This is a genomic window from Streptomyces sp. NPDC039465, from assembly GCF_055639315.1.
Genome location: NZ_JBVKAP010000014.1, coordinates 25,033 through 48,350, shown reverse-complemented (window position 1 = coordinate 48,350; position 23,318 = coordinate 25,033). Strand labels below are relative to the sequence as shown.

The window sequence follows — 23,318 nt, the reverse complement described above, 5'->3', positions numbered from 1 at the left end:
TCCCGCTGGTCCGCGCCGGGGGCCCGCTTCGAACGCGGTCAGCTCGTCGAACGCCCCAAAGACCTCGCAGCATGAACGTGCTCAGCTGACACACTGAGGCCGAAGCGCAGAACCGCACAGAGGACCCAGACGCCCATGCTGAACCCACTCGACGCTCCAGACGCGGTGTCAGCCGCAGCTGAACCGCTCGAGGACCTGCTCGACGACTGCAACCATGTGTCGTCCATATACCTATTCCCTGTAGTCCCAGTGGCTGGGACAACACCCGGTCATGACTGGATGAAGGGTCTCGCTCAAGCCGTGTACGACGCGGGGGCCAGTGGACACCAGGTAAGAACGTCGGTCGACCCGTTCGAGTCACCACAGGCCTGGCGGGACGTTCTCCACCGACAGGTGACCGAAGGGTTCATGCAGCCTGCCCACAGGTACTCGGACCCCAACCTGCGCACGCCCGTTGAGATCCGGCAGGCAGGCGAACTCGCCGATGGCGTCGCGGACCTCATCGAAGCACATCTGGGGCCCGTCCGAAGCTCCGGCGACGTCAGCGGCCCGCACGCGGGCGACATATCGTGGCGCAACTTGTTGTTGGTCACCAGCGACTGGGCCGCCATTCTGCATTTCGGAATTTGCGACTGACCGAACACGTCCCTGGTCAAGTGCGGCCGGCGTCCTCAGCGACTCTCATCGTTTCCACAACTCTTGACAATTACTCGTGTCTTGTTCCGAGGTCGGACTTCCATGACCAGTGCAGGTACCTGGGTCAGGGGATCGGTGGAGGTACGCCGAGATCCAATGGCTACTCTCGTCTCTCCATCGATCTTGTTGGCAGCAGAGCAGACTGTGCCCAACGCCGCTGTGACGCCGGAAGGTGACCAGATCCGCTGGATCGAGCTGCCAGGGCAGGAGCCGCCCCGGGTCTACGTCACGGGTTGGGCGCCACGTCACCGGCCTACTTCGCGGAGGTTGCGGTCCATCCTCTACTGGCCGACCGCCGTTCACTGCTGATCGATCTGCTGGGCCACGGCATCAGCGACCGGCCGACGGGCTTCGACTACACGCTGGAATCACAAGCCGATGCGCTCGCTGCGGCCCTGGCTAGCCCACAGGATCCGGCCCGCACATCGGGTCTGAAGCCAAAGCGGTCGCCGGACTCAACGTGCCCACCATCGGGCGGAGCGGAAGCCCTGTGTGCGCGGCAGTCGACCGCCCCGCTCCGCAGCCGGGGAGGGAAAGCTGATCCGGATCAGAGTGGCCCTCTTGGCGAACGCGTCGTCGTTTGACAGGTTTCCGGGTATCAGGCGTGTCGCGTTCGCGGCACCGCCACGATCCCACTGTGCCGGTTTGTCGGTGGGAGGGACAGGGGTGTTCGACTCGTGGGAGGCCGGCAGTGCGAGATCAGCTCCTCGGGGGCCGTTACCGGTTGGTGCGGCAGCTCGGTGAGGGCGGTATGGGGCAAGTGTGGGAGGCGCAGGACGAGACCCTGGGCCGGCCCGTCGCGGTCAAGGTGATCTCGCTGCTAGCCGGTGGCGGGAGCCGCGGCGGCGAGGCACGGGCCAGGTTCCTGCGCGAGGCGCGGATCACCGCCCAGTTGCAGCACCCCAACATCGTGACCATCCACGACCTCGGCGAGACCGGCACAGGGGACAACAGGGTTCCGTTCCTGGTCATGGAGCTGGTCCGAGGCGAGGGCCTGGACGCGCTGCTGCGCCACGGCGCCGTCACCCTGCCCGACGCTGCCCAATGGGGCGCACAGATATGTGACGCACTTGCTGACGCGCACGAAGCCGGAATCATGCACCGGGACATCAAGCCCTCCAACATCCTCATCACACCGTCCGGCGTCGTGAAGGTCCTCGATTTCGGCGTCGCGCGGGCAGCCGACCCCTACGCGACCGCCGACCGGCTCACCCAGACCGGCTTCATCGTGGGCACGCCTCCGTACATGGCCCCCGAACAAGCACGCGGCTTCCCGGAACCGCGCAGCGACCTGTACGCGCTCGGCTGCCTGCTCTTCGAACTGCTCACAGGCCAGCTACCGTTCAAGGCCCCTGACACCGTGGGCTACCTCTCGGCACACCTCACCCAGGAACCCCCACCCCCAGCTCAGTGTCCACGGACATCCCATCCGCCTGGGACGACCTCGTGCTGACCCTGCTGCACAAGGACCCCACCCAGCGGTACCCGAACGCCGCCGACCTCTCCAAGGCACTGCGGCAACTCGACCGCACACCCGAGACCGCGCCGTCAGCACCCGCGTCCACCGCACCGCCGACGATTCCAGGTACGGCTCTGCTTCCACCCGCGGCCTCCAACCCCGGGGCGAGCAGCGCTTCCCCGCAGCCGCAGGCGGATCGGCGAATACCCCGGCACACCTCCACGGCCCGCCCATGGGCAAAGACCGCGCGACGCTGGAACGGTTCGGCCCCCCAGTAGTTCTGTGCTTGCTCTTCGCCTCGCTGGTCGATTACTGGGGCGCCTTGGATGTGGACGCGGGCCCGGTGGGCGGCTTGGCCATGGGCCGGGTGAACTTCCTCGTGTTCCTCGTCATCGTGGCGGTCATCTGGGTGTTCACGGCGGCACTCACCCCGCGCTCCAGAGGCCTGGTGCGCGGGACGGGGTACGCGGCCGTGGGGGTCTTCGCTGTGGGCCTCGTGATGGATTTCTTGTACTGGATGCGGGAGCCGTGGGGCACCATCGCCGCCAGCGGCTCCTACGACACCTGGGGCGGGCCGCTGCCCATCTATGTGGGGAGCGTTCTGACCGTCGCGGCGTACTGCTACCGCGACGTCAAAACCCGCCGAGCCCGGTCGGCCCACAGCAGGTCAGACATCTGAGGCGCACCACCCGCTCAAGCTCGAACTCGCCAGCGCCGCACGGGGCGCGGGCGCTCACGCTGAGCTGGAGGTCCGCGCGCATGACGGCTCTTGGCGCGCGGACGTGCTGGCCACCGATCCGGCCGGGATGCGGCAGGTGGCGCTGGCGGCCCAGCTCTCCCCGATCACCGCGGCGGACATCACCGCCCGCACCGAGCGAAGAACGCCGCCTCCCGCCGGGCCGCGCTGGAGCCGGTCACGGCCGCGGAGGCCGACGCGCGCCGGCTGCGGGGGCAAGGTGGCAGGCCCAGCGCATAACCCGGCGGGGTGTGCGGCAGGCGGTGGACCACCTGGCCCGCGAGCACGGCATCATCGGCGCCGCGGGCCTGGGCCTCACCGACCGGCGGTGGGCCGACCGTAACGAGACCCAGCTGAAGGTGCTGAAGTGCAAGCTCAGGGGGCGGTTCTCGACCCCCCGTCGGTGCTGGCTGACCAGCTTCAGAGCTGGCGGAGCACGTACTCGTAGCCGATCTGCGGTTCGGGTGACTTCCAGTGGCGGTGGGCGCCTCCGGCGGGGCAGGTGCCGTCGGAGCCGTTGCCGGTGAAGAAGAGGCCGGAGCACCGGATGCACAGGAACCACCGCCGCTGGCCGCCGGGGCCGTTGATGCCGTCGGGCAGCGCTTCGATCTTGTACGTGCCCGAACCGGACCAGTTGTGCCACCGCAACGGCTGACTGCTGTTGGGGCAGTACGAGGTCGTGCGTCCGCTGTCCGACCACCCCTTCGACCACAGAGCCGCGCAGTCGCGGCACCACCTCCAGCTGGTGTCTCCGACGCCAGGGTCCGTGTCGTAGCGGAGCACGTAGTCGCCGCTGCCCGAGCTCTGGTGCCCATGGTCCCAGCCGAAGATGCCGCTGCCGACGGGGCAGTAGCCGCTGCCGTTGCCGGAGAACCACAGCTGGCTGCACTGGTAACACCACGTCCACAGGTGCTGCGCGGCCTGGGCGGGTGTGGCGGTCACCAAGCTCGCGGTGGCGCCGGCGGCCATCGCGAGCCCGCTTCCGGCCACTGCGGTGAGCAGGGTGCGACGGGAGATCGAGGGGGTGCGGGTGGTCGGCATGGGGTTCTCCCTCACTCTGTTCGAGCCGGTGGTGGGTGTCGCCGGCGAGGTTCAGCCCGCCTGCGAGGAGAGGGTGAAGTTGCTGTAGCCGCCGCTGTCGGTGACGGCGGCGGAGGGCGCGTAGACGATGCCCTTGTCGTCCTGACGGCCGCGCATGGGGAGCGCGTCGTATGAGGAGAGCGGCACACCGTCGACGGTGACGTAGGAGAACGGGATGTTCAGGGCCCGGGGCCAGGTTGCGCCGAAGGGCGTGACGGTGGGGCGCTCCACGATGATCTCGGCGCTCTCAGAGCGCGCCGCGGACGCCTTCTTCGTCAGGGTCCGGCGTTGCCCCGGCCGGGTGAGGTTGTCGATGGTGAGGATGTAGGCGGTGGGGTCGGCGGAGCTGCGTACGACCGAGGCCGAGATACGGTCCCCGGCCTCCACCTCCATGGGGATCGGCTGCGCGGTCGAGTCGCGTCCCGCGTCGATGACCTCCCAGAAGGCCTGGTGCCGCGGGTAGCGGGGGTGGAGTCCGTGACGTGGGCAGGCGGCGAGCGTGCCGACCTGGACCAGACTCTCGGTCCAGCTGGTGTCCAGCCCGTCGAGGCCCACCCATACACCGACGTGGTTGGCGGGGTCGTCCTGACAGGTGAAGGTGGGCTGGGTCCACACCGCCGTCACGGCGCGCGGTGCCGCGTTGACGGGGCTGCTCGGCACCACGTAGCCCGCCCAGTTGGTGTACGCGGTGTCGGCGAGGTCGATGTCGTCGATCTGGACCCAGGAGTCCCTGCCGGGGGCGTTGTAGCCCGCGTAGAGCGTGACCTGGGTGTGGTTGCCGGAATTGAAGGCCATCTGGAGGTACTGGTAGGCGCCGTTGGTGACGACCTTGCCGAAATTCCGCTGCACGATGGTACGGCCGTCGGTTCCCCGTGCTCCGAAGTACCCACTGGTGAAGTTTCCTGATGTCCTGACCCAGCCGGTCAGGTAGTACACCGTCTGGCGTTTGACGTTCACCTGTTGCTTGATGGCGTTCCACTTGCGGCTGGAGGTGCGTATGAAGGCGTTGTTCCGTCCGGTCTTCTGGTAGCCGAGACCGAGGTCGATGCCTTTGTGGTCAGGGCCTTCTCCCTGCCATGCCCCGGATATGGTGCGACTGTTCTGCTGTTCGAAGCCCGGGTCACGGACCAGGCCGTAGGGGCGGGCTGCGGCCTGGGGACCCAGGGCGGACAGCAGGGCCGCGACGATCGCTGAGGTGACGGCCAGGACGAGGCAGCGTGGAGGTCGCATACGCAGCTCCTGTGTCTGTGTGCGCTTCGTGTACGTGGAATGAGCCGGGCACCAGCCTGGCGGGCTGAGCCGGGCCGTGTCGAAGTCCGCTTTCCTATGGGAGATAAGCGGGGGTTATGAGCCGGTCGCCTGCGCCGTTTGCTGCGCGGTGAGCTGCGCCAGCGCGGAGAACTGCTGCGGCAGCTCCCGCCGGTCGTCACGTCGGCGGGCCACCACGGTCACCGCCGGAGGCAGATCGCACAGTTCCGTGATCCGGACCCCGGCCGGCAGCGGAAGGCTCCGGGCGGCGTAGGGCCCCGGGCAGACCACCCGGTTCAACCTGACCGAGAGCAGTACCTCTTGGGGCGTTCCAGCGGACGCACCGACGAACGGCGGCGGAGTGCCGTTTCGGTGGGAGTACAACTGCCAGTACTCCCGCATGCGTTGCCACACCCCCGAATGGACCAGCGGCAATGACTCATCGATCACGTGCGCGAGCCCAATCCGGTCGGCGTCCCACAGCGGATGGCCGGCCGGAACCGCGAGGCCGTGCGGTTCCTCGACCAGCGGCTCCCACACCAGCAGCTCCGGGTCGACGGGCAGCCGTATCAGGGCCACGTCGACTTCCCCCGTGATCAGCGGCTGCTCGCACTCGGCGAATCCGATCTCCCGCCAGGTCAGCCGTACATGCGGATACGCCTCGGCAAAGGCGCTCAGTACTGGGACGTGGATCTCCATAGCCATGGGAAAGGCGAGCCCGACGCGCAGAGTGAGGTGGTCGCGTGCGGCGCGCCTGGCGGCGTGGGCGGCGGCGTCCACCTCCGTGAGCACCTTGCGAATGCGCTCGTAGAAGACCTCGCCCGCCGGGGTGGGCACCGTGCCGCCGGGCCCCCTGACCAGGAGCTCGACCCCGAGTTCGCGCTCCAGGTCACGGATCTGCTGACTGAGTGCCGGCTGCGACACATGCAGACGCGCGGCGGCTCTGGTGAAGTTGTGGTGTTCCGCGACAGCCACAAAATATCTGAAATGGCGTAGCTCCACGACCGCCCTCCTTGTCGCGATGACGCCCCCCATCATTCCGGCCGGGGTGCCCCCGCGACGCGGGAGATGAGGTGAATCGCGCACGGTCGCTGCCCTGTCGTACGGCGTTCGTCGTGGGGCGGCGGCCAGCGCGCCCGAGTACGGTCCATCTCCGTACGAGCCGGACAGCTGACGCCAGCCGAACACGCCACTCACCAGCTCACCCTCGACGTGCGCGACGGCAAGACCAGCGACGTCGGCGCTGCGCTCGACCGCGCACCCACAAGCGGTACGGACACGCGGTAGGCATCGCGATCGCATGTCCGAGGGCTGGATGACCGTGGCGCCGCGCAGCCCGTTGTACGGCCCTGCCGCCGACGCGGCGCGTCACGAAAGCTGACCCCGTCCGGCGTCCGACCAGGACGTAACTCCGACGACGGTGATGCTCCGGCTGGATACGCTGACCTGCCGTGATCAGCTGAAAGGTGTCGCGATGAGCCAGCACTTCGACATGGGCGACGAGACCCTGTGGAACCCATCCAATGGGGTTTCCCGCATGTTCCGGCGCCAAGTAGCGGTCTTCGAGGCGGAACTGGAACTCTCGTCGGGCATCGGGCCGATGGTGAACGACGAGTGCCACATCGACCGGGCCCCCTTCGAATCCTTCGTCAACGCCCTGCTGGCGCAGCACCGAAGAACGAGCCACGCCATAGTGCTCGCGCTCTGCGAAGGCTTCACCGCCACGGTGCTGGTTCTCGCAGAGCGCGCCGGAATCAGGGTGGACTGGGCACAACTCCGAGCCAACCCGGACGGCCCGCTCGAAGACGTGCAGGTTTCCACCCTCACAGGGATATCCGCCCCGGCGGAAGGCGGAGCCTGGATTGCGGGCCTGCGCGAGAAGGCACGGGAGCTGGAGCGCAGCATGCCCCGCTGACCAGAGCAAGCGCGTACGAGGGAACCGATCGCTGGACTCAGCCCGTTGTGCCCGCATAGCTTCGGGAAGCTGGTGACGGTTCTGCGGCGTGAAGATGCGGACGCGCTTTGCAAGGGCGGGCCGTGGAGCCTTCCGCTCACGGACGGCGGTGAGCCGGGGCGGCTGGTCCCCCGCCGGGGCGTGCTCGACGGGTATGGGCGGGTCGGCTACCGAAAGAGGCATTCATCAGCTCCTTCATGGCCATGATTGAGGAGCTCCTCTCCGAGCACGGTACAGACGGGTACAGAAGGCGCTGGGGGTCCCAGTTCCCCGTCCAAGAGTGGGCGGCCCTCCAGGCGGCGCACAGCTCCTGCTGACGTGAAGCCTGCCCACGATCCCGATCAAAGAGACACGCTCTAGGCGCACGTCTCCCCCGGCCCGCAGCTCCGCGGTAGCCACTACGGCTCCGTCACCGTTCGGCTCCGAACGCGAACTCGCCCGACTCGACGAGAAGGGCCACCGGCCGCCGCGGGCCGTGGCCACCCGACGGCCCCGCAAGCCGGACCGTAGCGCGTGCCGGGCCCCGAGCGGGGCCCGGCACATCTCCGCCCGGCAACCGGTGCGCATGGGCAGAGAGAAGGGGGGATCTCCGTGGCAGTCCGCGGAGATCGGCGAGACGGGCACCCGGTCACGCTGCCGGGCCTGTCTGCCGGTCGCCCACCCGTTCCGCGAGGCAGGTCATCGCGCGGGACAGCTCGGACGCCGTGCCGAACGGGACGAGCGCCGGGGGCCGCCCCGGGACGCGGACCCGGACACCGCCGGTCAGCGCCACCCTGGTGCCGCCGCCCGGCCCCGGCACGGGGACAGCCGCCATCCCGATGATCAGGAACCGGCTCTGCAGCCAGCACCAGCCCGGCCGGACGAAGCCGCGCAGGTGCGCGCGGAAGCCGTACTTGCTACGGGCCAGCGCCTCAACCCGGTCTCCCGCGACCCGCAGCACCCGCACCCTTCTCATGTCCGGCTGGAAGCGGCCGAACTCGCCCTCCAGGTCTGCCATCACCGCCCACACCTCCTCGAACGGGGCGGGCAGCACCTCCTCGGCGATCCGCGCGCCGCGGACCCCGGCCGCCATGATGCGCAGCCGCTCCACCGGGTCGATCTCGTGCGTCGTCATGAGGACCATGCCTTTCGGAAGCTCATCCGGGCCCGGTGCAGCCGGGACTTGGCGGTGCCGGCCGGGACGCCGAGCAGCGCGGCCGCGGTCTCCTCGTCCAGGCCCTCCACATCCCGCAGCACCAGGACGGCCCGGTGGGCAGGTGAGAGCCGGGCCAGTACGTCGTCGATGTCCGCGGCGAGCTGCGGATCACTGCGCTCGGGTACGTCGGCCAGCTCGGCGGGGTGGGCCCGCGCCGCCCGCTGGGCGATCCGTACCGCCTCCCGCACGGCGATGGCCCGCACCCACCCGTACAGCGCCTGCGGATCCTTCAGGGACCGCAGCGACCGGAACACGGCGAGCAGGGTCTCCTGGGTGGCGTCCGGGCCGTCAGCGAGGGCGATGGGGGTGCAGATCCGGGCGATGTACGGGGTGAGGTGGTCCAGAAGTTCGTGCAACGCGAGCGTGTTCCCGGCCCGCGCCGCCCGCGCCAGGACCACCCCTTGGTCCCTGCGGTCAGTGGTCACGGAGGAACTCTTCCATCAGCGGGTTCACCCGGTCCGGGCAGTCCAGAGTGAGCGCGTGTCCGCAGCCGTCCAGGACCGTCACCTCCGCGTCGGGCAGGAGCCGCCCGAAGCGAGCGGCCTGGGCGGCGGGCAGGATACTGTCCTGGCGTCCCCAGAGGACGAGCACCGGCTGCCGGGTTGCGGGCATCGCGGCCTCGGTCTCGCGCCAGTCCAGACCGCGCTCCAGGCGGTAGACGGAACGCCGGTTGGTCTCGCGGGTGCCTGGAGCCCAGGCCGTGTCCACGAGTTCGTCGGTGATCCGGTCCTGGTTCACGAACAGTCCCCGCAGGGAAGACTCGGCGGCCGAACGGCTCGCGCCGAGGTTCGTCAGCAATTCCCCGACGACAGGCAGCTTGAGGGCCTCCCACAGCATGGGGTCCCGTTCGTCGAGCCCGGAGGGCGCGAGCAGGGCGAGCCGGGTCACCCGCTCTGGGTGGCGCTGGGCGTAGGCGAGGGCGAAGCCGCCGCTCCAGGAGTTCCCCGCCAGGGCGGCCCGGGGGATCTCCATGGCGTCCAGGAAGCTGCCGATGGCCGTGGTCATGCCGTTCAGGTCCCAGGTCAGGGACTGGTCACGGACCTCGGTGAACCCCTGACCGGGGAGGTCGAGGACGTAGACGGTGTGCGTCCGGGAGAGGGCAGCGACCTGCTCGCGCCAGGCGAAGGTCCAGGACGCGCCGGGCGAGAGAAGCACCACCGGCGAGCCGCCCTCGCCCTGGCGGACGTAGTGGAAGCGGGCGATGGGCGTTTCGATGTACCGGTCCTGGGGCGGCGCGGCGTAGCCGGGCGCATCGGCGGGCTGCCAGGCATACGCCGTGCCCGCGACGAGCGCGGCGAGGGCGAGCGGCAGCGCGAGTGCCCTCCGGGCCCGGGGGGTGACCAGGCGGGTGGCGGCCAGCCAGCCGAAGCCGAGGCAGAGCGGGGTGTAGAGGAGCAGATTGAGCCAGTAGAAGACCGGGCCGGCCCCGTCGCCGACGCCGAACGCCCACACCAGGCCGACCAGCCCGCGGACCAGGAGCCCCGCGGCGACAGCGAAGGACACCAGTCCGGCGAGCCGCCCGCCCCGACCGTAGGCTCGGGCGTGGACGGCGGCCGCGGCGCTGAACAACACCAGCGCCAGCGGCAGCACCACACGCGGCGCGAAGGACACGACTCCACCGATGACGGCGAGCGACAGCGCCCTCTGGTCGGGCGCGGGCCAGGTCAGCCCGGTGGCCCAGTAGACGTGGGCGAGCCCGTCCACGACGAGCAGACCGGCGACCGCCCGGCCGGCCCGCCGTCGTGCATTGATGTCAATCACAAGTTCCCCCTGGAGTGTTGGTGAACAACCGACACCCCGAGGAGGAGGCACCCCGGGAGGACGTTCCCTGTGGGCCGCATCACATCATCACCGAACAGGGGACCCGGGACAGGGTTGCGGTTCGGTGTCGCATTCGGTGACACCGGGCGGGGCACTTGGCGGTCGGGCGCACCGTAACGATCGCTCGCTCTACACGAAGTTCAACATGACGTCCCCACAGGTCGTACCTGTAAACGCTTCCCGTGTGCGCCTATGTCGCGCACAACCGTGACGAGGGCACGGATGCTGTACTGGACGTCGTCGGCCAGGACGGTGTCGCCGTCGGACGGTCGCGTCGAGCATCCCCAGTTCAGCGCCGGCTACGTCGTGGAAGTAGGTCGCTACGCGGCCGAGCATTCGAGGATGCGGCCGTCGCTGGTGCCGATCAGGATCCGGCCGGTGGCCGTGACGGTGAGAGCGGTCGGTACGGCGGAGACCGCGCCGACGGTGAGGTGCTGCCGCCAGCGCACGGTGCCGTCGGCCAGGTCTAGTGCGACCACCTCTCCATCGTCGTACCCGACGTAGACGGTAGCGGCGTCGGCGTCCAGTGCGGTGGCTTTCCGGTCGGTACGGAACACCCACCTCGGGCGCCCGTCGGTCGTCTCGCGCCGGACGACGAACGACCCGCCGGGCTGGAGCCCATGGCCGTGGTACACGGTTCCGGCATGGACCAGGGTTCCGTCCGCGGCTTCGATGCCCGGACCGCCGAAGTGTGTCTCGTCGGGCTCCCAGGAGTACGGGAACAGCCACTGGACGGAGGGATCGAAGGGTTCGACCGGTCGCACGCCCGCGGGCCCTTGCAGGTCCATGGCCGTGACCCAGCGCTCTCCCTTGTAGGGGTTCCCTTCGCCCGGGGGTCGGAGGGTCGACTGGAAGTAGATGCGGCTTCCACCGCGTACGGGAAATCGGCTGCGGGCACCGTTGCGCCCGTCAGGTGACAAGGCCGGCCGACCGTCAGCACAGCGCACCAGCGAGACGATCGACGACGGGGCGAAGCTGTCGAGTTGTTTCCCGTCAGCGAGGGAGAGCCGGACGACCGACTGCGGAACGAAGTCGCGCATGCCGAGGCGGCGTATGAGCCCGACCCACGCGGATCCTTCGTCCGTGGCGACGACGATCTCGCGTCCGCCCTCCTCATCCGGAACCATCCACAGCCTCTCGCCTGAGGGCAGCCAGGATTCCAGCTGTACCCCGTCGAGCGTGGCCAGGATCCGGCCATCCGAAAGCGCCTCGACCGCGCGGACATTGCGGCGCAATTCCCAGTCCACGCTCAGCTCCGCGACCATCCGGCGGGCAACTGCGCTGCCGTCAGAACGCGGCGCGGGCACTCGCGGACCAGCCAGGTCGTGATCGGTGAGGGACTTGGCAGACACAGCGGTCCAGTCCGGTCTGCGCACCACGGCGACATGGCCCTCTACACGTGCGGTCTCGTCCTCCCAGTCGTCAGGCGGCGCCATCACCACCCGCAATGCCTGTTCGTCGAGCCATTCCAACTCCAGGACCTGGCGGCCCAGCGAGTGCTCGATGAGCGATTCGGCCGTGCCCGTCTCCAGGTGCAGCAGGAGCAGCTGGCCTTCGAAGAAATAGCCGCCATCGTAGCGGCCGGTGCCGACCGCGAGCAGCGGAAGGGTGGGATGGAAAGCCATCGCGTGCACCGGGTAATGCGAGCGGACGAGGGCATGGCAGGCCAGGTCACTCGTGCCGTACACACCGACGGGTGCAGTGCCGCCGAACTCGTGCGCGCCCGCGACGGCCAGCAGGCTACGCCGCTCGTCGGCGACGGCTAGGACAGGGTCACCGATCTCGGCGAAGGAACGGTCGCCGACGATCCGGTCGACAGAGAGCGGGATAGTCATAGCGTCGATCTTCGCAATATCGAGGAGATCATCGGGCACCTGGGCCCATGCCCAAAGCCTCGGCTCACGCTGACACGCCACACGTCGCCAAGCACTGACATTCCCACGTCGTCCGAGACAGTTGCCGCCATTCGTCCCGGGCCGCTCCATCCCGGCCCGCAGCGCCGCCCGGGCCAGGTCGACGCCGGACATCTCGCCGTTGTTCACGCCTGCCCCAAGTCATGGGTGCGACGAGCAAGTGGTGCGTGCCCGACAGGCGCTGCGCTTCGTCTGCCTCGTCATCGAGGACCACCGCGTGCTCCACAGCCGCCCTGCCTCCGAAGACCACCCCGACACCACCCGCCGACGCCGCGTGCCGGCTTCCGACAGGCTGCGCAGCAGCCAGGTTCGGGCTGCCCCGAACCGCTCAGGGACAGCGACTTCAGGCAACGCATGTGTGGTACGCACCTGCTGACGGCTCATCCGGTGCATCGAGCCTCCCGACACCTCGTGCCGCGGACGCCCGGAGGCTGGGGCGGAGGGATCAGACTTTGCCCATATGCTGCGCGGTTCTGTGCCCGAGCACACGTCCGAGCTCAGCCACGAAGTCGTGCGACAACGGGGGCCAGCCGCAGAACTCGAAGGTGAGGGACCCCAGAGCGTAGTAGTCGGGCCACAGCCAGTCGGTGACAGCGGAACTCTCGCCGCAGGCCGGGCAGTCCACGTCTCCCGCGCCCGCGGCCTCCCATGCCTCGACCGCCGCGCCGAACGGCGCCCAAAGCTCCTCGTCCGGCTCGAACGAATTCGGGTAGTCGATGAACACCGTGAGCGCCCCGCAGCGTGGACACTGCGCACTCTCCGGCTCCACGTCACCCTGACCGCCCACATGAGAATGCCGACCCACGATCACCGCGAGCGGGCCCGGCTCCCATCCCGCGTCCTGCACCGCCCGCTGCCATCGGAGCCCGGGCACATACCCCTCGTCGACGTACATGCTGTAGACGCATGACGAGTCCGTCTCACGCGTCACGACGCCCTCCGTGACCATCCAGTCGATCACCCGCTCCGCGAGCGGTCCGGCGTCCTCCTGCGACACCTCGACGTCAATGACCCGCTCGAAGTAGTCACCCATATTCGGCCCCTCCTCTCCTCAACCACCGCTGCCCACGATGGCAGAGCGCTCTGACAATCCAGGGGGCACGGAGGGCCGGCGGCCGGGACTGGCCCTGAGCACGGCGAACGGCGGCCCCACAAGACAGCCCCGGGCGCCGCTGCGGCCGGGCCGCCGGCACAGCGGCCGGCTGGCCCTGGTCCGACCCGCCCGGGACCCGCGAGGTCATCGAGACAGCCCCCAGGTCCTGCGAGGCGCCCATGGACACAGGCTGTGGCCCAAGCCCATGAGCCAAGTGCATGGCTTGGGCTGCCGGGGAATGCTTGACCGCCGAGCCGTCTGAGGAGGGCGTCGGGACTGTCATCGAGGACACAGGCTGACCTATATCCCTCTTACAGTCAGCCCATGACCAGTTCACCGGAAAGCCCCACCCAGTTCCTTCGTAGCGAGGGGGACGAGCTGCTCCAGGCACTTGCGGAGCAGCGGGAGTTGCTCCTGATCACCGTCCGTGGCATCAGTGACGCTCAGGCCGCACAGCGCACGACCGTGAGTGAACTCACCCTGGGTGGAATCGTCAAGCACCTCAGCCGCGGCGAGCAGGTGTGGACGCAGATCATGACCAGTGGGTGCGGAGACCTGCCAGAGGGGATGCTCGACATGGAGCAGTACCGGATGGCCGACGACGAGACCCTTACCGGGCTGCTGGAGCAGTACGCGGTCGCGGGGCGAGCGACTGAAGAGGCCGTGACTGCCCTGCCGGACCTGAGCCGGAGCGTGCCCCTCCCCAAGACTCCGTGGTCCCCGCCGGAGACCATCTACTGGTCTGCGCGCCGGATCCTGCTGCACCTGATCAGAGAAACCGCCCAGCACGCGGGCCACGCGGACATCATCCGCGAAGCATTGGACGGAGCCAGCACCACCGCTCAACGGTGATCGCCCCAAGGAGTCCGCGTCCTGGACAGCCAGTCCATGAGGCGCAGAACACAAGCCACACTGGACCTCGGATCGCCGGAAGACGTTGACCCCTGACGGCGGCCCTCCCCCAGGCGCGGGGATTGCTGTCCGTCGTCGTGGACATCCGAAGCTGCGCGGGCCTGGCTTCGTAGGCAAGAACGAGGTTCTGACTTCTGACACACCCTGCGTAAAGGATCTCGAGTCGATATTCGCCAGCCGCTCGTGACATTCAATCCGCGCATCTCACGTGCTGCGTGCGTTGCTGACGGAGAGTCAGCAAGATCCTTCACGGAATGTGCGCCAGAGCCTGGGCGCACCCCAGGCCGCGATCTCCGGATCACCGCTCCAGTCCACCCGCACCGAATCATCGGCCTACGGGGCGGCGATGCCGGCGCTTACGGATGTGCTCAACAACAATCCCGGCACGCATCGCGCTGATCACATCGTCGCCGCGCCGAAACCGACTCGCCGCCTCCTCCTCCGCGTCAGGGCGTTGTGTCCTGACACGGACTTCTCCCGTCGGGTGCAGGCGTCGGGTGCTGGCGTCGGGGACGTGCTCACGAGCGTGTCGAAGGCCAGACCGCTGGAGCCCTCGCCGCGGCCGAGTCCGCGGTGGGCGCTGAGCCAGACCGACACCCGGCCGTTCCTCATATGCCGTGCCGGATGAGGCGGGTGAACTCTTCGCGACACTGCGCAGACACTCCTAGGCCAATGTCTCAGCCTTTGGGAACCAGTGAGCGCAGCCCCGTCGGCGGACCGCTCATCCCGCCCGTCACAACAACTTCGCCCGCCAGCAGCCATTGCCCGCACGTGCGGGACTCAAGACGAATACCGCGGCGAAGGCGGGCTCCGAGGCGCGAGTCTCCGCGCGTACGAGCTGACGAGCACGCCCCGGCCGCCCGCTCCATGGGGTGCGTTGATCCCAGCGCATACAGGACTGACCACTTGCGCGAGCCCGTTTCGTCGGCGCCCCCGACTAAAGAGGGTGTCTCACGTGGCAAGTTTCGCGAGCTTCTTGGAGCAGGTCAGGGCGGTGGCCAGGCCGAGGAAAAGCGAGGAAGTGGGTCGGCGCCGCCGTGGTCCCCGGCGGGACCGGACGGCGGGTATGCCGCGGATGAGCGGCTTGAGGGCGAGGCTGTCGTGCATGTTCGCGCCGGACACGGCGACGACGAGCGGGATGCCCTGGACATCGGACAGCACGTGCAGCTTGCTGCCCTTCTTGCCGCGATCGACCGGATACGGCCCGGTCAGCGATCCCCGCTTTTGGCGCGAACGGAGGCCACGTCGACGATCGCCGAGGTCCAGTCCACCTCGCCCCGGGCCCCGAGTTCGTCCAGCACTGCCCGGTGCAGCCGACGCCACAGGCCGGCCTCGGTCCATACCGTGAAGCGGCGATGCGCGGTGGCGGGCGACGTGCCGAACGTCGGCGGCAGATGCCGCCAGGCACAGCCGCTGGTCAGCGCGTACACCACTGCCTTGAACACGGCCCGCTCGTCAAGCGGAGCGGTCCCACCACCTTGCGGACGAGCAGCGAACGACGGACGTTCGATAGATCAGCACCCACGACCGGCATCATGCCGCACGAACATCAAGTCACGTGAGACAGCCTCTAAGCCTTGATTGGTGCGGCCGACCTGGCGGCCTGCTCGATCTTCGCCCAGTAGGCTGCACGGGCTTCCTCGTCGATCTGCTTCTCGAGTTCGGCGCGCAACCCGGTCCGGCCGTCGAGGCTCTCGCGCAGGATATCGGCGTGCCCGGCATGCCGGATGGACTCGCCGAGGACATGGACCATGATGGCGAACAAGTTCGTGTCGGCATAAGGCTCCGACCACCACGGCACGTGGCCGGGGGCGTCGAGGGGAAGCTCGTTGATCGTCGCGTCCGAGTGTTCCCACGTGCGCCGGTAGAACCCGATAATCTGATCGCGGGTCTCGTCCTCGGTCGCCCACAGATCGCTGCCGTTGGAGTCCTGCCACCGGGGCAGCGGTTCCGGGGAAGGGCGGTCGAAGACCTCGCCGAAGTACCTGGCCTCGACGGTGGCCACGTGTTTGACCAGGCCGAGGAGGTTGGTCCCGGTCGCTGTCAAAGGTCGGCGGGCGTCGTATTCGGACAAGCCGTCGAGTTTCCAGAGCAGCGCCTTGCGGTCCCGCCGCAGTCTCTCGTGCAGGTTGTCTTTCGCGAATTCATGGATCATGCGGCATGAGCCTGCCATGGGCTGCTCGTGGTCTCAAGATCCCGTACGTGGTCCACAACGACTGGCAGAGCCGAGGCCTGGCCATGGCCGCCGCCCTGACCAAGTGGTGGACGCTGTTCCGGCGGGTGGCCCCCCGACGGAGGTCATACGCCCCCAGGGCGGCGGCGGCCGACGGGCCGGGGACCGCGAATGTTTGGCGGCGATCATCTGCGTGGCCACCTCGGGCTGCACCTGGTGGCAGTTGCCGCCGGTGTTCGGGCCGGCCTGGCCCACGGTCTATCGGCGCTTCGCCCACTTGAGCCGGGCTCGGGTGTGGGCGAGGCCGCACCGGGTGAACCTCGACGAACTCGGCGCCCGGGGCGAGCTGGACTGGTCGCGGTGCGCGATCGACTCCGTCAGCATCCGGGCGGCAAAAGGGGGGCACTGACCGGACCGAATCCGACCGACCGTGGCAAGCCGGGATCGAAAATCCACCCCATCACCGACCGGAACGGCGTGCCGCTGTCGCTGGGCATCTCCGGTGCCAACATGCATGATGGCCTCAGCCTGCGGCCGCTCGTGCCCGCGTGCCGTGCTCGGCGAACGCCGCACCAAGCGGGGTGGGGTGGCCCTCGCGGCCGAACATCCGCAGCAGGTCGTAGGCGCGGACCTGATGGGTGATGAGCGACCCGGCAACGCGAAGCATGTCCGGCCAGTGCGTGGCGATCCGCTTGCGGTTGACCTTGTTGCAGGCCACGGCCTCCAGCGGCTCGTACCCGGCGCCGGGCTCCTCGCCGTCGGGCAGGTCGGCCCGCCAAAACCGCTGATCGGCCAGGTCGCGGAAGCACGGGGCGAAGCGGAAGCCGAGCCATCGCCGAGGTCACCGGCGGCGAGCGCCATGGCAACATCGCGGAGATCGGGCGCGCCTTCGGCGCCGCCTTCCACGCGCTGGACAGCCGCTCGGGCTTTATCGATACCTGGAACGCGAGGAGCTGTTCGACGCTCTGCACTTCTTGGCGGACGAAGCTCAGACAGCTGCCGGGCGCGATCTGTCCGCCGGCGCTCTGGTCCTAGCCCTGATCATCGAGACCTGCGGCGGACCAACCGGCCGCCGGAGCGAGGTGTACGCATTTACTGCGGCAGGGCCGGAAGGGCAGACGGCGGGACGATCGAACCAGTGCCCGAGCTCGGGAGAGGAGGCGCACTTCGGTTACGGCCCTTATCTCGTCATAGCTACGGCGAACGGACATGTAGCGCCGCGTGCAGGCGTCCAAGCCGAACGACTGCGAAGATGTCGCCCGCTGGGCAACCTCGCAGCCGGCCAGGCAGCGAGCCGCCGCCGTCGACTGGGCCGCCTACGCAGCCGATGCCCGCCGCCGTGTCCCGGAGCACCGATGAAGCTACCGATCACCATCCACCGAGCACGGCTCGGATCCATGGAGTTCAAAGTCATCAGACCAGCTCGTCCACTGGTCCACGCCGTGCTCATCGACCACGACCGGCACCTGGACGCCTACCTCGATCAGGATGCCGCTCAGCGCATCGGCGCACTCTGGAAGCTGGCCGCCTCCTCACCGCGCTCGCTGCTCTACCTGCCGATGCGAAAAAACCGGGCGCCCTCCCGCGAGCTGCCAGAAGACGGCATGCGGCAGCTCGACCTCGTGCTGCTGCACCACTCGCTCCAGTTCGCGCCTTCACGCTGGAAGGAAATACGCGGACGGCTCGGCCCGGCACGCCCGCAGACCGTGACGCTGCCCGACGAAGGAGACACCGACGAAGCCGTGATCGACTACGAAGCACGGCACTACCGGGAGAACCGGGATCTCTTTCACCAGCATCTCCACGCCGAGACCCTGTTCATGACCGGCAGCGCGAAGGTGTTCAGGGACACCGCCCGGCACTTCCTCGATGTCGCCCGAAACGGTCCCGGATACGTTCCCGTCCATCCGAGCTACCCCAACTTCTGCACCGAGCTCCACTCCAACGACGGCGTTCTCGGCAACGCGCGCGAGATCCACATCGAGTACTGCGACCAGTGGGACTCCCGATCCGACGGGCAGGGCCGCCGCCCGTGACGTGATGGGGCGGCAGGTCTGTTCCACCTGCTGATTGACCGCTCACCGATGCGTTCCAGCGCTTCGCCGAGGACTATTACGAGGTCTTTGTGGACTTGGCAGCGGTGACTGACGTGTACGCCTTGCGGCCGCTGAACCAGGAACTCGTGTCGTCAGTCGTCCCGCAGATAACACCCTGCTATCTGCGGTAGTTGATTCGTCACCTGGGTGACGTTCTTTCGGCCGCTGCGTGAAGCGGCCCTGTTGTCTATGGCGAGGAGGAAGTGGTGCCCACCGTCGTGCAGCTGCCGACCGGGAAGGCCACATCACCGACGACCCGGACCTCCGTGTCCTCGTGCCCTTGCCACCCCGCCTTCGTCTGAAACCGCGAAGAGAGCCGGGCCCGGAGCCCCTGCCCGACAGGCAAGACGACCGTCACCGGCGCGGAGACGGCGTCGTCGGGGGAGGACTGCTCGGGCACACCCCCACCGCAGGCCCGGGCTACCCGTAGTACAGCGGCATCGTCGCGCACAGCGCGGTCGCCTGGGGAGCGTCTTCGGGCGGCGCCGTCCCTGGCGGACCAGGCGCCGACGAGCCCACCGAGGCGCGCCTCGATGTGCTCGATCAGTACCGCTGCCATCGCCTCTGCTTCCCTACGAGGTCAGAAGAAGGTCCTGTCCCACTCCCCGGAGACCAGCGCCCGCACGGCCTCCTCGAAGCCGTTCGCCACGCGCTGCATCCCGGCGTCCCCGGCGAAGAGGATGTCACCGTTCTCGGCGAGCAGGACCGTCTCCTCGGTCTCGAAGGCCGTCCCGACCGGGAGCACCGGCATGCCAAGGCGCCGGGCGTAGTTACGTGTGTTGGGTGCGAAGACGTCGAGCGCGGCCTCGACGGAGACGGTGAGGGCCGGTTCGCCGCGCGCGACGCGGGGTGTCCAGGCGAGGGTCAGCTCGCCGTAGGCTGCGAGGAACTCCGCCAGGTGGAGGGTGACGCCGTATCCGGCCTCCGCGTAGGCCGCACAGGCCGCCGGGACGTCGATGTCGCGGAGGTCGAGGCGTACGGCGCCGTCCGCCGCGCGCCGGAGGTGGTCGAGCCTCGGCCGGGTCCCCGCCGTCTCGATCGCGATCCACAGGTCGTGGTCCGCGTCCAGGGCGCCGTCCTCGGCGACGAAGAACACCCGGGCCCGATAGAGGTCCCGGAACGCGTCCGCCATGTCGGCGACGCTGCCGTACGCCGGCCTCGGCTCCTCGCCGGCCATGACGCTGATGACACGCGAGGCCCCGGCGCCCGGCGTGGGCACGGCGGCGTAGAAGTCGCCGCCTCCGGTGCCGAGCAGCGGGAACCACTGCTCGCCGGATGACCCGCGCAGGGCGGCGGCATCCCGTACGGCGAGGGGCTCGTACCCGGGGATGAGTGCGGCGTCGCCCTGGGTCTGGCCGGGGCGCGAGGCGACGCCGTTGGCGTGGCCGAACCACACGGCGACGTCGTCGGGCACCGGCCCGCCGAAGGCTTCCTGCACCTCGCCGGAAGTGATGCCGGGGATGCGGAGCGCGGCGGCCGGGCGGTTCAGCCGTTCCGCCTCCTGCCACAACCCCGCGACGGCGCGTATGAGTCCTTTTCTTGACACCGGGCCACTATAAGGACGTCGCCTCACTCGGGCGCTCGGCCCCGCAGGGTGGAGGCCAGGGCCACTACGTACTCCCCACCGGCGGCGCGGGCTGGTCGAGGAGCCGGCGGAAGTGGACGTCGACCGGCTGGGGCTTGCCGCACTGCCGGTCCGGGATGAGCACGAGAGGGACGTTCAGCGGCTCGGACGGTGACCTTCCCGCACGGGGCGAGGAGGGTGGAGGCGTCGCGGCGAGCTCCTGAGCCGGTCGGAGTCCTCATCGGTCAGCGGGCCGCCGTCTGGACGGGCGTAGTCGATGACGACCGGCGGCTTGGGCAACGGGAACAGCCCGCCCTGGCCGGGGTCGATCTCGATCGGCGGCGGAGCTCCGTCGGTTCGAACTGCATTCCGCCGACCGGGGCGGAGGTGCGGGTCGCCCGTGAGCTCGCGCAGGACATCCGAGCGAGCGTGCACGAGCCGCCCCCGGCAGCCGGGGGGCCGTGGCTGGGCTTCGTGGTGCCGTTCGCTTCGTGGTGCCGTTCGCTTCGTCGTGCCGTTCGCTCTCGCGTCGAGTGCACCGACCGTGCGGGCGGCGCTGATCTCCCGTCCTCCTGCCCTCTATCGGTTCGGGCTGCGGAAGCGGGCGAGCGTCTTCGTGAGAGTCTTCAGCGGTGAGGTGTCCTGCTCGGCCGCAGCCGGCGTGGGCGTCCGGGACGCGTCGTTGCCACCGGTCGCCTCGGCGAGCGCGGCGAGCGCCGACTCGGCCGCCTCACGGTACAGGTCACAGGATGCCGTCATGGCCTCGAGCGCCTTGGCATACCTGGTGACCATGGCCCGTGCGTGGACAAGCTCCTCGTCCGGGGTGAGCAGGTGCCAGCCTTGGCGCAGTCGTGTCAGGACCTGTTCGGCGTCGGCCGGCAGCGGTCCCGGCAGTGAGGCGAACTCTGCGATCTTGTGGAGGAGTTCGGTCGGTTCCGAGCCGTCCAGGAATACATCCCGTACGGTGAAGCGCTCCGCTTCGTAGCCAGGCGCCTGCGGCGTCGGCGGCAGGACGACGGCTCCGCCGCGCGGTAGCCCCACGCCCAGCTCACGCTTCATCGCGAAGTCGGCGATCAGCGCCTGCTCCGGCGCGGCCCGGTGTTCGACCACCCGGTGCCGCAGGCTCGGTGGCAGAAACGCCGTGATCGGCCGCCGCCCCCGCGCGTCCGGCGTCATCGCCTCGTGCACCACGACATGAATGAACCAGCTCTGCCGGGTGCAGCCACGCAGCAGACGCCGCAACTCGCCGTCGTCTTCCGGCAGGCGGTTCGTCGTCCGCAGACGCACGCCCGGCACCCTCTCGTGATCCCAGGCGACCTGGTCGCTGTCGGGCCAGAACACGGTGGCCGGCGAGGGCCAGCTCGCTTCCCACGCCCGCTCTGCCTCGGCGGCGAGCACCCAGGTGACGCCCTCGCTCCCGACGCGGCGGGACTCCGGCTCGTACGTGGTCAGCTGGGCGCGGACTGTGACACCGTCGGCCACGCGCCAGCGGGCCTCGAAGAGCCGGCGGGCAGACGGGCCGGCGTCCGCGGACTCGTCCCGCGGGAACAGATCGGTCGAGCGGGCCGCCTCGATCGGGTCGAGGTCCAGGAAGTCGTCGATCACCCCGGCCGCCTTGAGGGCGATCAGGTTGCGCCGGGCATCCCGCTCGGCCTCGGGCCCGAGGTGACGCCCACGCCCGAGCCACACGGTGTCGGGGACAGTGGTCGATGAAGAGCTGCTCTTGGCCATGGAACCGTCCGGTCGGTGATCAGGGCTCGACCAGTATGGTCCGCGGTCCGAGCCGCGAAGTCCATCAGGTCGCACTGACCCGGTCGGCCACGCATCCCTGAGCGAGCGTTTCGACCTGGCATCCTTCCGGCATGGGCGTTGCGTCTCGTGCACGCCCGCATCCCTGCGAGGAGTGAGCCTGATGGCTAAGCGAGGCACCGACCACTGGAGTGAAACCTACTGTGACCGGCGGTTCCACCCGCCCCACCTGACGGGCCTGCCCTACTGGTTCTTCTGCCGACTTGAACCCGGCCACGACGGAGACTGCGATTGTGAAGCAGCCCGCGCGGCAACGAACACGACGGACTGAGGGCTACGAGGTCGGTGTTCCGCGGCTCAACGCCACACGCTTCGGGGTGGTACTCGCCGACCGACCGCGACTCTGCATGACAGCGCACCCCGAAATGGGACACATCCAGGAGCAGCGCGGCGAGCGGTGAGCGCCGGCCCTTCCCGACCTGGCGGAGCTCCGTCCAGTCGACCTTGGGATGCACGTCGACGAGGGCGTCGAGGCAGATCGGCACGCGGCGCCGCGGGCATCACACGGCGGCCGACCGCCTGGCACCACTCGGCGAAGCGCCGCATGTCACCGCCGTACGCCCGCTCGGTCGCCTCCGGAATGCCGGCCTGGACGTCCTTTTGCGCCTCCGGCGGCAGCCACGCGTCGGGATCGTCCTCCGCGACCGCCGGCATCGTGGCCCGGGCGGCCCGGACCTTTCGCAGGGGACTCCGCAGGAGACTCTCGACGAGCTCCGCGTCCACCGTCTGATCGTCGTACGGCATCATCGCCCCGCCCTCGGACTGCCGGTGGGAAGAGGCGCCTTCGGCGCGTGCGTCGAGCCCGCCTGCCGGGGAGTCAAGACCCTGAACGTCCCGCCCGGCAGCCTCCCGATCTGGACGCGGGTACGAACACGATCGCGATCGAGCACATCAAGATCGAGCACGAGGGCTGGGAGCGCGACACGACTCTGGCCGAGCCTGAGGAGTTCTGACCGATGCCACGCACTCCTGTCCTCGGCCTCGCCATCGGATGGCGGCCGAACACCGGCCACGACGACCTGCTGCTGGTCGAGGGGCGGCCCGGGCTGTCGACCGCCGTGGCGCTGGTCGGCCGGCGGGCCGTCGTGGAGAGCCCGGACGGGAAGGCGCCGGCTGGGGACGGATTCGACGCACGGTCGCTCCCGGTCGGTGATGTGGACGTGTTGGTGGCCGATCTGCGGCGGGAGCGACTGGGTGACCGGCTGGTCGCCGAAGCGTCCTGCGCGCACTGCTCGGCACGGATCGACGTCGGCTTCTCTCTCAGCGACCATCTGCGCCACCACCGGCTTCGTCCGGCCCGCTCCGCCGTGCCGGACGAGGAGCCCGGCTGGTGGCGGCTGCGCCACGCGGAGACCTGGTTCCGGTTGCCGACGCAGAACCGATCGATCATCGCCGCGGCGAGCTGCGTCTTGGTCGCGAAGGGCGTGGTGTCGGGCTCCAGCCCGGCCGCCCGGCATCGCTGAGGGTCACCGCCCCCTCGGCCCAGATGCGGGGCAGGTACAACTCGCGGTCCACACCGGCGTGTCCACGCTCGGTGGCATACACCAGATACACGCTGTCCCGTAACTG

19 protein-coding genes and 7 pseudogenes are annotated in these 23,318 nt (G+C 69.3%); 12 read left to right on the top strand and 14 right to left on the bottom strand.

Translation table 11 applies throughout. From position 1 onward, the window contains the following. Positions 1-135 precede the first annotated feature (135 nt). From ACZ7LT_RS32225 to ACZ7LT_RS32205, 5 genes and pseudogenes are all read left to right on the top strand, one after another. Positions 136-636, top strand: coding sequence for a hypothetical protein (locus ACZ7LT_RS32225; RefSeq protein WP_471239647.1), 501 nt, complete (start codon positions 136-138; stop codon positions 634-636). A 204-nt stretch (positions 637-840) separates the two neighbouring features. Then, positions 841-1,100: pseudogene (locus tag ACZ7LT_RS32220) on the top strand (alpha/beta fold hydrolase); the annotation flags it as partial. A 200-nt stretch (positions 1,101-1,300) separates the two neighbouring features. Continuing rightward, positions 1,301-2,149, top strand: a complete 849-nt coding sequence (locus tag ACZ7LT_RS32215; RefSeq protein ID WP_471239646.1) for a serine/threonine-protein kinase — start codon at positions 1,301-1,303, stop codon at positions 2,147-2,149. Between the two features lie 238 nt (positions 2,150-2,387). After that, entirely contained in the window at positions 2,388-2,834 is a 447-nt protein-coding gene (locus tag ACZ7LT_RS32210; protein ID WP_471239645.1) for a hypothetical protein, read from the top strand. Between the two features lie 55 nt (positions 2,835-2,889). Continuing rightward, positions 2,890-3,234, top strand: a pseudogene (locus ACZ7LT_RS32205) (hypothetical protein); the annotation flags it as partial. 77 nt (positions 3,235-3,311) lie between these two features. Here the strand turns inward: ACZ7LT_RS32205 and ACZ7LT_RS32200 are convergent. From ACZ7LT_RS32200 to ACZ7LT_RS32190, 3 genes are all read right to left on the bottom strand, one after another. Beyond that, the gene (locus ACZ7LT_RS32200) at positions 3,312-3,932 is read right to left on the bottom strand and encodes a hypothetical protein (RefSeq protein ID WP_471239644.1); all 621 of its coding nucleotides are present in this window, start codon (positions 3,930-3,932) and stop codon (positions 3,312-3,314) included. A gap of 51 nt (positions 3,933-3,983) precedes the next feature. Further along, positions 3,984-5,201: a hypothetical protein gene (locus tag ACZ7LT_RS32195; protein WP_471239643.1), complete on the bottom strand. Its 1,218-nt coding sequence runs from the start codon at positions 5,199-5,201 to the stop codon at positions 3,984-3,986. A gap of 114 nt (positions 5,202-5,315) precedes the next feature. Beyond that, positions 5,316-6,254: a LysR family transcriptional regulator gene (locus ACZ7LT_RS32190; RefSeq protein ID WP_471239706.1), complete on the bottom strand. Its 939-nt coding sequence runs from the start codon at positions 6,252-6,254 to the stop codon at positions 5,316-5,318. 439 nt (positions 6,255-6,693) lie between these two features. Here ACZ7LT_RS32190 and ACZ7LT_RS32185 point away from each other — a divergent pair, with 439 nt between their 5' ends. Together ACZ7LT_RS32185 and ACZ7LT_RS32180 are read left to right on the top strand one after the other, a co-directional pair. Continuing rightward, entirely contained in the window at positions 6,694-7,134 is a 441-nt protein-coding gene (locus tag ACZ7LT_RS32185; RefSeq protein ID WP_471239642.1) for a DUF6086 family protein, read from the top strand. 27 nt (positions 7,135-7,161) lie between these two features. After that, a pseudogene (locus ACZ7LT_RS32180) lies at positions 7,162-7,278 on the top strand (IS5/IS1182 family transposase); the annotation flags it as partial. Between the two features lie 523 nt (positions 7,279-7,801). Here ACZ7LT_RS32180 and ACZ7LT_RS32175 read toward each other — a convergent pair. The 5 genes from ACZ7LT_RS32175 to ACZ7LT_RS32155 all read right to left on the bottom strand — a co-directional run bounded on the left by ACZ7LT_RS32175 (position 7,802) and on the right by ACZ7LT_RS32155 (position 13,135). Next, complete coding sequence (locus tag ACZ7LT_RS32175) at positions 7,802-8,287, bottom strand: hypothetical protein (protein WP_471239641.1); 486 nt, start codon at positions 8,285-8,287, stop codon at positions 7,802-7,804. Beyond that, positions 8,284-8,793, bottom strand: a complete 510-nt coding sequence (locus tag ACZ7LT_RS32170) for an RNA polymerase sigma factor (protein ID WP_471239640.1) — start codon at positions 8,791-8,793, stop codon at positions 8,284-8,286. The genes ACZ7LT_RS32175 and ACZ7LT_RS32170 overlap by 4 nt, the downstream gene beginning before the upstream one ends. Continuing rightward, positions 8,783-10,129: an alpha/beta fold hydrolase gene (locus ACZ7LT_RS32165; protein WP_471239639.1), complete on the bottom strand. Its 1,347-nt coding sequence runs from the start codon at positions 10,127-10,129 to the stop codon at positions 8,783-8,785. Before ACZ7LT_RS32165 ends, ACZ7LT_RS32170 begins: the two co-directional genes overlap by 11 nt. A gap of 380 nt (positions 10,130-10,509) precedes the next feature. Then, complete coding sequence (locus tag ACZ7LT_RS32160) at positions 10,510-12,231, bottom strand: outer membrane protein assembly factor BamB family protein (RefSeq protein ID WP_471239638.1); 1,722 nt, start codon at positions 12,229-12,231, stop codon at positions 10,510-10,512. A gap of 316 nt (positions 12,232-12,547) precedes the next feature. Continuing rightward, entirely contained in the window at positions 12,548-13,135 is a 588-nt protein-coding gene (locus ACZ7LT_RS32155; RefSeq protein ID WP_471239637.1) for a hypothetical protein, read from the bottom strand. 384 nt (positions 13,136-13,519) lie between these two features. On the opposite strand from ACZ7LT_RS32155, the gene ACZ7LT_RS32150 reads away from it, so the two are divergent. Next, entirely contained in the window at positions 13,520-14,047 is a 528-nt protein-coding gene (locus ACZ7LT_RS32150) for a DinB family protein (RefSeq protein ID WP_471239636.1), read from the top strand. Positions 14,048-15,130: 1,083 nt separating this feature from the next. Here ACZ7LT_RS32150 and ACZ7LT_RS32145 read toward each other — a convergent pair. Both ACZ7LT_RS32145 and ACZ7LT_RS32140 read right to left on the bottom strand, forming a co-directional pair. Beyond that, positions 15,131-15,609, bottom strand: a pseudogene (locus ACZ7LT_RS32145) (IS5 family transposase); the annotation flags it as partial. Positions 15,610-15,677: 68 nt separating this feature from the next. After that, positions 15,678-16,262: a DinB family protein gene (locus tag ACZ7LT_RS32140; protein ID WP_471239635.1), complete on the bottom strand. Its 585-nt coding sequence runs from the start codon at positions 16,260-16,262 to the stop codon at positions 15,678-15,680. 83 nt (positions 16,263-16,345) lie between these two features. Here ACZ7LT_RS32140 and ACZ7LT_RS32135 point away from each other — a divergent pair. Beyond that, a pseudogene (locus tag ACZ7LT_RS32135) lies at positions 16,346-16,856 on the top strand (transposase); the annotation flags it as partial. On the opposite strand, the pseudogene ACZ7LT_RS32130 reads toward ACZ7LT_RS32135, so the two are convergent. Then, a pseudogene (locus ACZ7LT_RS32130) lies at positions 16,819-17,109 on the bottom strand (Tn3 family transposase); the annotation flags it as partial. The pseudogenes ACZ7LT_RS32135 and ACZ7LT_RS32130 overlap by 38 nt on opposite strands. Positions 17,110-17,635: 526 nt before the next feature. On the opposite strand from ACZ7LT_RS32130, the gene ACZ7LT_RS32125 reads away from it, so the two are divergent. Beyond that, the gene (locus ACZ7LT_RS32125) at positions 17,636-18,316 is read left to right on the top strand and encodes a hypothetical protein (protein ID WP_471239634.1); all 681 of its coding nucleotides are present in this window, start codon (positions 17,636-17,638) and stop codon (positions 18,314-18,316) included. 640 nt (positions 18,317-18,956) lie between these two features. Here ACZ7LT_RS32125 and ACZ7LT_RS32120 read toward each other — a convergent pair. Beyond that, a complete protein-coding gene (locus tag ACZ7LT_RS32120) occupies positions 18,957-19,922 on the bottom strand; it encodes an SUKH-3 domain-containing protein (protein WP_471239633.1) in 966 nt (321 codons plus the stop codon). A 597-nt stretch (positions 19,923-20,519) separates the two neighbouring features. Further along, positions 20,520-21,671: a hypothetical protein gene (locus tag ACZ7LT_RS32115; protein ID WP_471239632.1), complete on the bottom strand. Its 1,152-nt coding sequence runs from the start codon at positions 21,669-21,671 to the stop codon at positions 20,520-20,522. A gap of 869 nt (positions 21,672-22,540) precedes the next feature. Here ACZ7LT_RS32115 and ACZ7LT_RS32110 point away from each other — a divergent pair. Then, a complete protein-coding gene (locus tag ACZ7LT_RS32110) occupies positions 22,541-22,702 on the top strand; it encodes a hypothetical protein (protein WP_471239709.1) in 162 nt (53 codons plus the stop codon). A gap of 3 nt (positions 22,703-22,705) precedes the next feature. Then, on the top strand, positions 22,706-23,212 hold the full coding sequence (locus tag ACZ7LT_RS32105; protein ID WP_471239708.1) for a hypothetical protein: 507 nt from the start codon (positions 22,706-22,708) through the stop codon (positions 23,210-23,212). Here ACZ7LT_RS32105 and ACZ7LT_RS32100 read toward each other — a convergent pair. After that, a pseudogene (locus ACZ7LT_RS32100) lies at positions 23,128-23,303 on the bottom strand (IS701 family transposase); the annotation flags it as partial. The gene ACZ7LT_RS32105 and the pseudogene ACZ7LT_RS32100 overlap by 85 nt on opposite strands. Positions 23,304-23,318: the final 15 nt, after the last annotated feature.

What these genes read in the sequence shown, in the direction of transcription:
- ACZ7LT_RS32105 (WP_471239708.1), top strand. Translation starts at nt 22,706, where the DNA reads ATGCCACGCACTCCTGTCCTCGGCCTCGCCATCGGATGGCGGCCGAAC.
- ACZ7LT_RS32190 (WP_471239706.1), bottom strand. Translation starts at nt 6,254, where the DNA reads ATGGGGGGCGTCATCGCGACAAGGAGGGCGGTCGTGGAGCTACGCCAT.
- ACZ7LT_RS32155 (WP_471239637.1), bottom strand. Translation starts at nt 13,135, where the DNA reads ATGGGTGACTACTTCGAGCGGGTCATTGACGTCGAGGTGTCGCAGGAG.
- ACZ7LT_RS32125 (WP_471239634.1), top strand. Translation starts at nt 17,636, where the DNA reads ATGAAGCTACCGATCACCATCCACCGAGCACGGCTCGGATCCATGGAG.
- ACZ7LT_RS32200 (WP_471239644.1), bottom strand. Translation starts at nt 3,932, where the DNA reads ATGCCGACCACCCGCACCCCCTCGATCTCCCGTCGCACCCTGCTCACC.
- ACZ7LT_RS32195 (WP_471239643.1), bottom strand. Translation starts at nt 5,201, where the DNA reads ATGCGACCTCCACGCTGCCTCGTCCTGGCCGTCACCTCAGCGATCGTC.
- ACZ7LT_RS32185 (WP_471239642.1), top strand. Translation starts at nt 6,694, where the DNA reads ATGAGCCAGCACTTCGACATGGGCGACGAGACCCTGTGGAACCCATCC.
- ACZ7LT_RS32150 (WP_471239636.1), top strand. Translation starts at nt 13,520, where the DNA reads ATGACCAGTTCACCGGAAAGCCCCACCCAGTTCCTTCGTAGCGAGGGG.
- ACZ7LT_RS32140 (WP_471239635.1), bottom strand. Translation starts at nt 16,262, where the DNA reads ATGATCCATGAATTCGCGAAAGACAACCTGCACGAGAGACTGCGGCGG.
- ACZ7LT_RS32115 (WP_471239632.1), bottom strand. Translation starts at nt 21,671, where the DNA reads ATGGCCAAGAGCAGCTCTTCATCGACCACTGTCCCCGACACCGTGTGG.
- ACZ7LT_RS32175 (WP_471239641.1), bottom strand. Translation starts at nt 8,287, where the DNA reads ATGACGACGCACGAGATCGACCCGGTGGAGCGGCTGCGCATCATGGCG.
- ACZ7LT_RS32210 (WP_471239645.1), top strand. Translation starts at nt 2,388, where the DNA reads ATGGGCAAAGACCGCGCGACGCTGGAACGGTTCGGCCCCCCAGTAGTT.
- ACZ7LT_RS32225 (WP_471239647.1), top strand. Translation starts at nt 136, where the DNA reads ATGCTGAACCCACTCGACGCTCCAGACGCGGTGTCAGCCGCAGCTGAA.